This is a genomic window from Sulfitobacter sp. S223, assembly GCF_025143825.1.
In the GTDB taxonomy this organism is placed as follows: Bacteria; Pseudomonadota; Alphaproteobacteria; order Rhodobacterales; family Rhodobacteraceae; genus Sulfitobacter.
The window spans coordinates 1,018,447-1,027,868 of sequence record NZ_CP083560.1 but is presented as its reverse complement, the minus strand read 5'-3'; the positions used below and the strand labels follow the sequence as shown (position 1 = coordinate 1,027,868).

7 protein-coding genes are annotated in these 9,422 nt (G+C 56.2%); 2 read left to right on the top strand and 5 right to left on the bottom strand.

Features of this window, described 5'->3' with window-relative positions; genetic code table 11:
- Positions 1-402 precede the first annotated feature (402 nt).
- On the top strand, positions 403-1,251 hold the full coding sequence (locus K3757_RS05180) for a sterol desaturase family protein (protein WP_259999900.1): 849 nt from the start codon (positions 403-405) through the stop codon (positions 1,249-1,251).
- 184 nt (positions 1,252-1,435) lie between these two features.
- Here the strand turns inward: K3757_RS05180 and K3757_RS05175 are convergent, their stop codons facing one another.
- Positions 1,436-2,437: an aldo/keto reductase gene (locus K3757_RS05175; RefSeq protein ID WP_259999899.1), complete on the bottom strand. Its 1,002-nt coding sequence runs from the start codon at positions 2,435-2,437 to the stop codon at positions 1,436-1,438.
- Between the two features lie 171 nt (positions 2,438-2,608).
- Between K3757_RS05175 and K3757_RS05170 the strand changes: the two genes are divergently transcribed.
- Complete coding sequence (locus tag K3757_RS05170) at positions 2,609-3,583, top strand: quinone oxidoreductase (RefSeq protein ID WP_259999898.1); 975 nt, start codon at positions 2,609-2,611, stop codon at positions 3,581-3,583.
- Positions 3,584-3,622: 39 nt separating this feature from the next.
- Here K3757_RS05170 and K3757_RS05165 read toward each other — a convergent pair whose 3' ends face one another.
- The 4 genes from K3757_RS05165 to ptsP form a co-directional block, all read right to left on the bottom strand.
- Positions 3,623-4,519: a DMT family transporter gene (locus tag K3757_RS05165; RefSeq protein ID WP_259999897.1), complete on the bottom strand. Its 897-nt coding sequence runs from the start codon at positions 4,517-4,519 to the stop codon at positions 3,623-3,625.
- 113 nt (positions 4,520-4,632) lie between these two features.
- Positions 4,633-5,874 carry a saccharopine dehydrogenase family protein gene (locus K3757_RS05160; RefSeq protein ID WP_259999896.1) on the bottom strand — a complete coding sequence of 414 codons (1,242 nt, stop codon included), beginning with the start codon at positions 5,872-5,874 and terminating at the stop codon, positions 4,633-4,635.
- A 47-nt stretch (positions 5,875-5,921) separates the two neighbouring features.
- Positions 5,922-7,016 (bottom strand): carboxynorspermidine decarboxylase, encoded by a 1,095-nt coding sequence (locus K3757_RS05155; protein ID WP_259999895.1) that lies wholly within the window; start codon positions 7,014-7,016, stop codon positions 5,922-5,924.
- 120 nt (positions 7,017-7,136) lie between these two features.
- Positions 7,137-9,377, bottom strand: coding sequence for a phosphoenolpyruvate--protein phosphotransferase (gene ptsP, locus K3757_RS05150; RefSeq protein WP_259999894.1), 2,241 nt, complete (start codon positions 9,375-9,377; stop codon positions 7,137-7,139).
- Between the last annotated feature and the right edge of the window lie 45 nt (positions 9,378-9,422).

Genomic DNA, 9,422 nt, shown 5'->3' with positions numbered 1-9,422 from the left:
GATTAAGTCATCATGCCACGCAAGCTATTGGTTGTGTCTGAGGTAAACCAGAAAAGCAGATTACGGGAGCGATGGATGTTTGCCCTCGGTTGAAACTTTGGGGCAAAAAGCACTGCTGCAACTCAAGCTATGAGTCTCAATTGGAGGTTTGCGACTGGGCGAAAGCGCCCAAGAGCATAACCGGTCCGTTTCCCAGTAGCATGAACCTCTCGAGGCGCTCGCGCTGGAAGCGGGACAACCATTCCTTATTCTCGGTTTCGCTACGTCATTGAAAAATTTCACGCACATGCGCGCAGGCCACATTGTTTCCATCGCCGCAATTATTTCCGCGCACGACCAGAATTATGTCGTATTTAGATTGCAAACAGCCCTAAGGGTAAATGAAAATGATAGGTAGCAACGATGGACTGGCTGACATTATTTCTGACTAAATCTTGGGATGCGGTGCTCACTGCGGGCTTGGGAATTCTGACCCCAGCCATTTTCTTCCTGTGCTTGGGCTACTTGGTAAAGCGCAAAGCCCTGTTCCGAGACATTCGCCGCGCTCTTCCAGAGACTGGTCTAAACATCCAAATCATGGTGTTTAACCTTGTTTTTACCGTACCGCTCATTGTGTTTGCCGCAACATTCCTCTCAGACTTCTGGCACTCTACCGGGCTGGTTTTGTATTCCCCGGAGGACTGGAGCGGCTGGCCCGTTGTGGCCGTCGTTGTTATCGCCATCGTAGTAGGTGATTTTGTTGGATATTGGCGGCACCGGTTCGAACATAATTCTTTTCTGTGGCCGTCACATGCGGTGCATCATTCTGATACAGAGATGACTTGGCTGTCGCTGGAGCGTTTCCACCCCATCAACCGTTTTACGACCTTTGCTATCGATTCCAGCGCGCTTCTGCTCCTTGGCTTGCCGCCCTACGCAGTTGTCGCCAACTCGCTCGTACGCCACTACTATGGTTTCTTCATTCACGCTGATTTGCCTTGGACCTACGGCAAGTGGAACATCCTTTTCGTCTCGCCAGCCATGCACCGCTGGCACCACTCAGCGGACGAGATCGCCTATGGACGCAACTTCGCAACGATCTTTGGTCTGTGGGACTGGGCATTCGGCACCCATTATGTACCCGGTCCATGTGACGGCCCACTGGGCGTGGTCACAGATGAAATGAGCCCTACGCTCTGGTCTCAACTAAGCTACACGTTCCGCCCCAAGGCCTACGCAAAGCTGTTCCGCCGCAATCAAACAGAAACGTAGTGCCGAATGCTTTGCACTGCCCTACAAAACCCGAACCGCGCGTGTCATCACGCGCGGTTCGTTAAAGTAACGGCTCACCGCCAACCGCCCCGACAGCATGCAGGCTAACTGGCCGCTGTCGCACCAGTGATCTTCTGATGAGTATGGATAACCAGCCTCACCGCATTGTCGGGCGTACCATCTTTTAGCAGTACTTTTCTGGGCCATTCCATTGCACTGCGGAATATCGGTCCCCATGCGACCATCCAACCGGCAGAATTTTTTCGATCATCGCGAGTTCGTCCAAGCTCAGATCACGTGTCGCACCCTCTAAAAGTTGTGCAAAATGCACCGTAGAACGTGTGCCCGGGATCGGGATCACGTGATCGCCTTGCGCCAATGTCCATGCAATCGCCAGACCAGCCGCAGACATCCCGATCTGATTGGCAAATTCCTTGAAAGGTGCAACCGCGGCAATATTGGCGCTGAAATTTGGCTCCATAAAGCGGGGGTTGTTTGCCAGGAACGGCAGTTCCTGTGCAGCGGCATAACTGAGAGGTGTATCAGTAAGGAACGAACGCCCAACAGGAGAGAATGCCACCATGGCCACGCCCAATTCGGCACAGGTCTGGATCAGCCCCAATTCAGGCAGGCGGGTCGATAGAGAATACTCTGATTGGACGGCCGCGACAGGATGAACCGCATGCGCTCGGCGCAGCGACGTTGGCGCAATTTCGGAAAAACCTATGGCCTTTGCCTTGCCCTCTTTCACCAGACCCCCAAGCGTTCGGGCCACCTCTTCAATCGGGACAGAGGCATCGCGGCGATGCACATAATAAAGATCAACCGCTTCGACACCCAGTCTCTTGAGGCTAGCTTCCAGTTCTGTCCGTAGATGCGAAGCCGAGTTATCGAAAATGTTGCCCGGACCATCGGGGTTGCGGGCAATGCCGCCCTTTGTCGCAATTTTGAAATGCTCTTTGGCCTGTGGATGGGACCTTAGGTAATTGCCGATCACGGTCTCCGACGTGCCCATGCCATAGACGCTTGCCGTGTCGATATGAGACACGCCCACTTCTCTGGCAGCGTCAAGGATCGCATGGCTTTCGGTCTCATTGGTGGGGCCGTAAAAGTTGGAGAACGACATCGCCCCGATGCCAACTGGATGAACAAGAGGGCCGTTCCGGCCAAGGCAGCGAAGTTTCATTGCAGCTTTCCTGATCCTGACGATGCGCGGAAGCATCCGATTGTCAGCACTATCTCAATGGGAACGGGTAATGTCTATAAGACGCTCACCAGATAGTCCGATCCGCAACTATCTATTGGACATCCTTTAAATGTTATAGCCATGCTTGTGGAAAATCAGGAGAAACAAGAAATGGCACTTACAGCGATCATCGAAGCTCATGGCGGACCAGAACAGTTCAAACTGGTCGACAAAGAAGTCGGGGAGCCCGGCAAAGGCGAGGTGCGCATCGCCCACAAGGCCGTCGGCCTGAACTTCATTGATGTATACCAACGCACAGGCCTCTACCCGATGGAGCTGCCCCATGCGATGGGTATGGAAGCCGCCGGTCTGATTGAAGCTGTTGGCGAAGGCGTCACGCATCTTAAGGTAGGTGACCGCGCGGCCTATGCGTCTCAGCCACCGGGTGCCTACGCCGAAGCGCGGGTCATGCCCGCAGCACAAGTTTGCCCCCTGCCCGACGGCATATCTTTTGAGGAAGGTGCCGCGATGATGCTCAAGGGCATGACCGTTGAATACCTTTTCCACCGGACATCACCGCTGAAGGCGGGGGACACCGTATTGTTCCATGCGGCAGCAGGTGGCGTTGGCCTGCTGGCCTGTCAGTGGGCCCGCTCTGAAGGGATCACCCTGATCGGCACGGCTGGCACGGATGAGAAATGTCAGCTTGCGCTGGATCACGGGGCCAGTCACTGCATCAACTACAACACGCAAGATTGGGTGGCACAGGTGCGCAGCCTCACAGATGGCAAAGGCGTTGATGTGGTCATGGATGCCGTGGGCAAAGACACATTCGAGGGGTCGCTGGATTCGCTCAAGCCGTTGGGAATGATGATGTCTTTCGGGAATGCCTCTGGTCCGGTGCCACCGTTTGATGTGGGAATATTGGGCAAAAAAGGATCGCTGAAGATCACGAGGCCGACCCTGTTCACCCATATCAGCGATCACGCCACCTGTCAGGCGATGGCAAAGCATTTGGGCGAAAAGGTGCTGTCTGGCGACGTAAAGATCAATATCGGCCAACGCTTTGCCCTACGCGATGTTGCAAAGGCCCATGAGGCATTGGAAGCACGCAAGACCACAGGCAGCACGATCCTTGAAATCTGATAGCGAGGGCGGCAGGTCAGCCTGCTGCTCCCTCCTGCCCTATGGCGGTAAGACCGTTGCGCGACGGCGCACGCTGATCAACAGGCCCACTGTCAGCAAAACAAGTGCTGCGATACTGATCGCGCTTAGGCTCTCTCCCAAAATGAGAGCGCCCAGAATACCACCGCCGCCCGGCACTGCCGCAAGGATTGAGGAGGTGTTACCATTGCCGATGGTGCGCGACGCATGGGCAATGAACAAAAGCCCCATAAGATTTGGCACAAAACCCTGATAGACAGCTTGCAGAAGCAGTGGACCGGTTGGCGCGTCCGCCAGACCTGAGGGCAACCACATGGCATACACAGGCATATACAACGCAGCGTTCACCACCGTCCCGCAAAAGATAATCTGCATCGCGCCCAGTTGCCAACGCTCGGACAAAATGACGTAGAAGGAGAAAAAGACCGCGCCTACGATAAACAGCAGGTCCCCGATCCAGGCAAGTTCGCCGCGTGTGACCGTACCGTCCCACGCCAGCACAATGGCCGAGACAAGGATCAACGCAGCGCCAAAAAGCTGTCGGGGGGACGGCGACGCGCGAAACAACAAAAGACCGATCAAGATGCCCACCAGCGGCAGCACCCCGTTCATAAAGATGCCCCCATGTGCGGCGGGGGCAAACAGAAAGCCTGAAAAGACGCTAAGAATATACATTGGTCCGAGGATGAACGAGACCACCGCAATTTGCGTCAGCTTCATTCCGCGCCAAGGCTTGTAATAAATGCACAAAGGCACTGCCACAAACGACGCAAGCCCGTAGCGCATCGCAGCCAGATCATAAATCGTAAGACCGCTATCCGCTGCCACCCGACTGACGATCAGCCAGAAGGACCAGACAAACACAATCGTCCATGCGGCCAGATAGCCGGTCAGTTGGGAAGGAGAGCCAGTGGTCATCGTCGCTGCGCCATATCCTAAAGCACGAGAACAAGCTCCCGAGCCTAAGGAGTAGGAGGTCCCCCCTGCCATGACAAGAGGGGCCTCCGATTCTTACCGCCTGTTACGAAAGCTTACGCTTGATCCCAAGCGCGGTCGCCGTTTTCGTCTTTTACGCGGGTCGGCAGACCGATGGTGTCCAGCAGCGTAAACAGCGGCTTCGGGTCCAGCTCTTCGACGTTCATCATCTTGCCATGGTCATAGTAGCCCTGTGCGATCAGCATCGCAACAGCCACTGGCGGCACACCAGCGGTGTAGGAAATGCCCTGACTGCCGACTTCGTTATAGGCGTCTTTGTGGTCGGCGACATTGTACACGAACACTTCGACTTCTTTGCCGTCTTTGACACCTTTGACCAGATCACCGATGCAGGTCTTACCAGTGTAATTCGGCGCAAGGCTGGATGGGTCAGGCAATACCGCCTTCACCAGCTTCAGCGGCACAACCTCAAGCCCTTCGGCTGTCGTTACCGGCTGCTCTGACAGCAGGCCAAGGTTTTGCAGCACGGTAAAGACGTTGATGTAGTGATCGCCGAAGCCCATCCAGAACCGGATATCTGCCTGCGGATAGTTGGCCGCAAGCGAGTGAACCTCATCATGGCCGGACATATAGGCCTTTTGCTTACCCACGACGGGCAGGTCCCATTCGCGGCCAACCTCGAACATCTTGTTCTCTTGCCATGCGCCTTCCTGCCAGCTGTAGACAGTGCCCGTGAACTCACGAAAATTGATCTCCGGATCGAAGTTCGTCGAAAAATACTTACCGTGATTACCGGCGTTGATGTCCACGATGTCGATCGACGTGACCTCGTCCATAAACTCGTCCACGGCAAAGCGCGCAAAGGCGTTAACCATGCCAGGATCGAAACCGGCACCAAGGATCGCAGTCACACCAGCCTCGGCACAGGCTTCGCGGCGTTTCCATTCGTAATTTCCGTACCACGGCGGCGTTTCGCAAATCTTGGTCGGGTCTTCGTGGATTGCCGTGTCGATGTAGGCAGCACCAGTCTGGATACAGGCCTCAAGCACGGTCATGTTCACGAAAGGCGAGCCTACGTTGATCACAATCTGCACGCCGATCTTATTGATCAACGCGACAACCGCATCCGTGTCCATGCCATCTACTTCATGGGCCTCGAACACGCCCTCTTGTTTCATCGCTGCCTTGTCATGAACGCTTTGAATGATTGCTTCGCATTTGGAGACTGTCCGGCTTGCGATATGCAGATCGCCCAACACGTCATTATTTTGTGCGCATTTATGCGCGACAACCTGAGCGACGCCACCAGCGCCAATGATAAGAACATTGCGTTTCATGTATCCAAGAGACCTCGTTTGTTTGGTGTTCAGAGTTGATCGGGGGTTCAGGACAGGGCAGCCACGAAATCTTCATAGCCGAATTCGCGGACCAATCGTGTTGAGCCATCCAGTTCGCGGATGGCAATGCTTGGCATCTTCACGCCGTTGAACCAGTTTTTCTTGACCATTGTATAGCCTGCGGCGTCCTGAAAGGACAGCCGGTCACCGGCTTTCAGCGGCGCGTTAAAGCGGAATTCGCCAAAGATATCGCCAGCAAGGCATGACTTACCGCAGATCATCCATTCGTGGTTTCCTGCGTCCGGTGCCACCTTTGCGGGCTCGCGGTAGATCAGCAAATCCAGCATATGCGCCTCGATGGAGCTGTCGACGATCGCAAGGTTCTTGCCGTTGAACATGGTGTCCAGCACGGTCACTTCCAACGTCGCAGCGCCCGTGATCGCAGCCTCGCCGGGTTCCAGATAGACCTGCACGTCAAATCGTTGCGCAAAGGCCTTCAGGCGCCCGGCCAGCTTATCAAGAGGATAATCATCGCCAGTAAAGTGGATGCCACCGCCCAGACTGATCCAGTCCATCTGCTGGATGATCGCGCCAAAACGCCGCTCAATCAGTGTCAGCATCTCATCAAAGCGGGCGAAATCGTCGTTTTCGCAGTTGTTGTGGAACATCAAACCGCTGATCTTATCCGCAACTGCGGCAATCGTTTCTGGGTCGTGTTCGCCCAGACGGCTGAAAGGGCGCGCGGGATCTGCCAGATCGAACTCGGATGTGGATACGCCGGGGTTGACGCGCAGACCGCGGATGTGACCGCTAGACGCCTCTTCGAATTTGCTGAGCTGACCGATGGAATTGAAGATGATCTTATTGGAGCACGCCAGCACTTCGTCAATCTCGTGATCTGCATAGGCGACCGAATAGGCATGTGCTTCGCCTGCGAATTTCTCATGGCCCAACCGCACTTCGTAGAGCGATGACGATGTAGAGCCATCCATATACTGCGCCATTAGATCAAACACCGACCACGTGGCAAAACACTTCAACGCCAACAGGGATTTCGCGCCCGATGCCTCGCGTAGCCACGCGATTTTCTCAAGATTGGCTAACAGGTTGGTTTTGTCGATCAGATAGTATGGTGTTTGCACTGGACTGTCTCACACTGGGGTTGGCGGTCTGAACCGTTATCTAGGGCGTATGCCCGCAAAGTCAGCCGCAACACGGGTCGCCACCTTTAGCGCGCAAATGCACACTTCGAAAGCCCTTCGTCAGTATTGCGCGCGCAGATATTCCATCACAGCAGTGCGCACCGACATATCGCCGCGTGCGCGCGCCTGTTCAATCACTTCACGCACCTCTCCTAGGTCGCAGCGTCGCAGCAGGCTTTTTACCGGCCCGATAGAGGCAGGCCGCATGGAAAGCGTCCGCATTCCGATTGCCGCAAAGCATAGTGCCTCAACTGGACGGCCCGCATCCTCGCCGCAAAACGACAATGGTGTGCCGGTCGCTGCGCAGCGTTTCACAATGCCCTCAAGGAACGTGAGGAAGCTGACGTTAAGCGTATCATAGCGCTTGCGCACCCGCTCGTTCTCTCGGTCGGCAGCAAAGAAAAACTGCTTCAGGTCGTTGCCCCCGATCGACAGGAAGCCGACCTCCTCGAAAAACTTGTCAGGCGCGAAGGCGAGGCTGGGGGTCTCCAGCATGGCGCCGATTTCAATGGAAGATGGCAGCTTGTGCCCCAGTTTTTCTTCCCGCGCGAGCGTCTTGTCGACCTCTGCGCGCGCGGCGCGATATTCCTCGAATTGGGCGACAAAAGGGAACATCACCGTCAACGGCCCCCCATCGGCGGCGCGCATCAACGCCTGCAACTGCATCCGCATTATACCAGGCTTGTCCAGTCCGACACGGATCGCGCGCCAGCCCAAAGCCGGGTTCGGCTCATCGTTTGGCTTCATGTAGGGCAGCACTTTGTCCGACCCGATATCCAGTGTGCGGAACACAACCCGCTTGCCATGCGCGGCATCCAGCACGCGCTTATACTGCACGCTCAAATCCGACCGGCGCGGCATCTGGTTGCGCACCAGGAATTGAAGCTCGGTCCGGAATAACCCCACGCCTTCGGCGCCGGAACTGTCCAAAGAAGGAAGATCCGCCATCAGGCCCGCGTTCATATGCAAACCGATGATATTGCCGCACTTGGTTTCTGCCGGTTTGTCACGGATAGAGGCGTAGCGTTCTTGCGCAGCGGCCTGCATCGCGATCTTGTCCCGAAAGGCAGAGGCGACGCTATCGTCCGGCCGCAAATGCACCACGCCCTGCTCACCGTCCACCATCACGTGATCGCCATTCAGCGCCTCGTTGGTGATGCGTCCGGCATGCACGATCAACGGAATCGCCAGCGCACGCGCGACGATCGCGGCATGGCTCCCGACGGAGCCTTGTTCCAGCACGATACCGCGCAGGCTGCGTCCGTATTCAAGCAATTCGGCCGGGCCTATGTTGCGCGCGACAAGGATCGGATCGGGGGGCATCTCGGCGCCAGTGTCCGAACCCTGCCCCGTCAAAATGCGCAACAGCCTGTTGGAAAGATCGTCCAGATCGCTCAAACGCTCTCGCATATAGCTGTCACTGGATTGCCCGATCCGTGACCGCGCCAGTGATTGCTCTTTCTCGACCGACGCCTCGGCAGAGAGCCCCTGAGTGATGTCAGCCAGCATCCGCTTCATCCAGCTCTTGGAGTTGGCGAACATGCGATATGTTTCGATCACTTCCTGCTGGTCCTTGTCGCCCCGTGACATGGTCAGCATTTGATCCACGCTTAAACGCAGGGCATCTACCGCGTCAGTCAGGCGCTGCGCCTCGCGTTCTGGATCATCAGCGATAGGATTGGATACAACAACACGCGGGTCGTGCAGCCAGATGTGCCCTTCGGCGACGCCTTCTTGCGCAACCGTTCCGCGCAAAAGCACAGGCTGGCTGTGGCGCGCAGACATGGCAGCCCCCTCGCCCACGAACGCGCCAAGCTCTGTCATTTCGGCCAGAACCATGGCGACGACTTCGAGGGCGTAAACCTCATCCATATTAAATTCGCGGGCAGTCTTGGACTGCACGACAAGCACGCCAAGGGTATCGCCAAGGCGCTGGATCGGAACGCCCAGAAAGCTGGAGTAAATCTCTTCGCCGGTCTCTGGCATATAGCGGAAACCGCGCGCCTGCGGGGCATCGGGCGTATTGATCACACGCCTTTGCTTTGCCACCCGACCAACCAGACCTTCACCCATCTTCATGCGTGTCTGGTGAACGGCGTCCTTGTTCAGACCCTCTGTCGCGCAAAGCTCAAGCGTATCTTCATCGCGCAACAGGTAGATCGAGCAAACCTGACAGCCCATCGAGCTACCGATCAGGTGAGTGATTTTATCAAGCCGCGCCTGACCGGCGTCATCCCCCGCCATGGCGTCACGCAAACGCCCCAGCAGCTTGCGGCTGTCGCTTTCTGTACGTTCTGGCATGATGTCCCTAGTCTTTGCTTGGCCCCACCATAGCGTCTGCCTGCC

Coding starts and splice junctions, on each gene's coding strand:
- K3757_RS05180 (WP_259999900.1), top strand. CDS start 403: ATGGACTGGCTGACATTATTTCTGACTAAATCTTGGGATGCGGTGCTC.
- K3757_RS05175 (WP_259999899.1), bottom strand. CDS start 2,437: ATGAAACTTCGCTGCCTTGGCCGGAACGGCCCTCTTGTTCATCCAGTT.
- K3757_RS05170 (WP_259999898.1), top strand. CDS start 2,609: ATGGCACTTACAGCGATCATCGAAGCTCATGGCGGACCAGAACAGTTC.
- K3757_RS05165 (WP_259999897.1), bottom strand. CDS start 4,519: ATGACCACTGGCTCTCCTTCCCAACTGACCGGCTATCTGGCCGCATGG.
- K3757_RS05160 (WP_259999896.1), bottom strand. CDS start 5,874: ATGAAACGCAATGTTCTTATCATTGGCGCTGGTGGCGTCGCTCAGGTT.
- ptsP (WP_259999894.1), bottom strand. CDS start 9,377: ATGCCAGAACGTACAGAAAGCGACAGCCGCAAGCTGCTGGGGCGTTTG.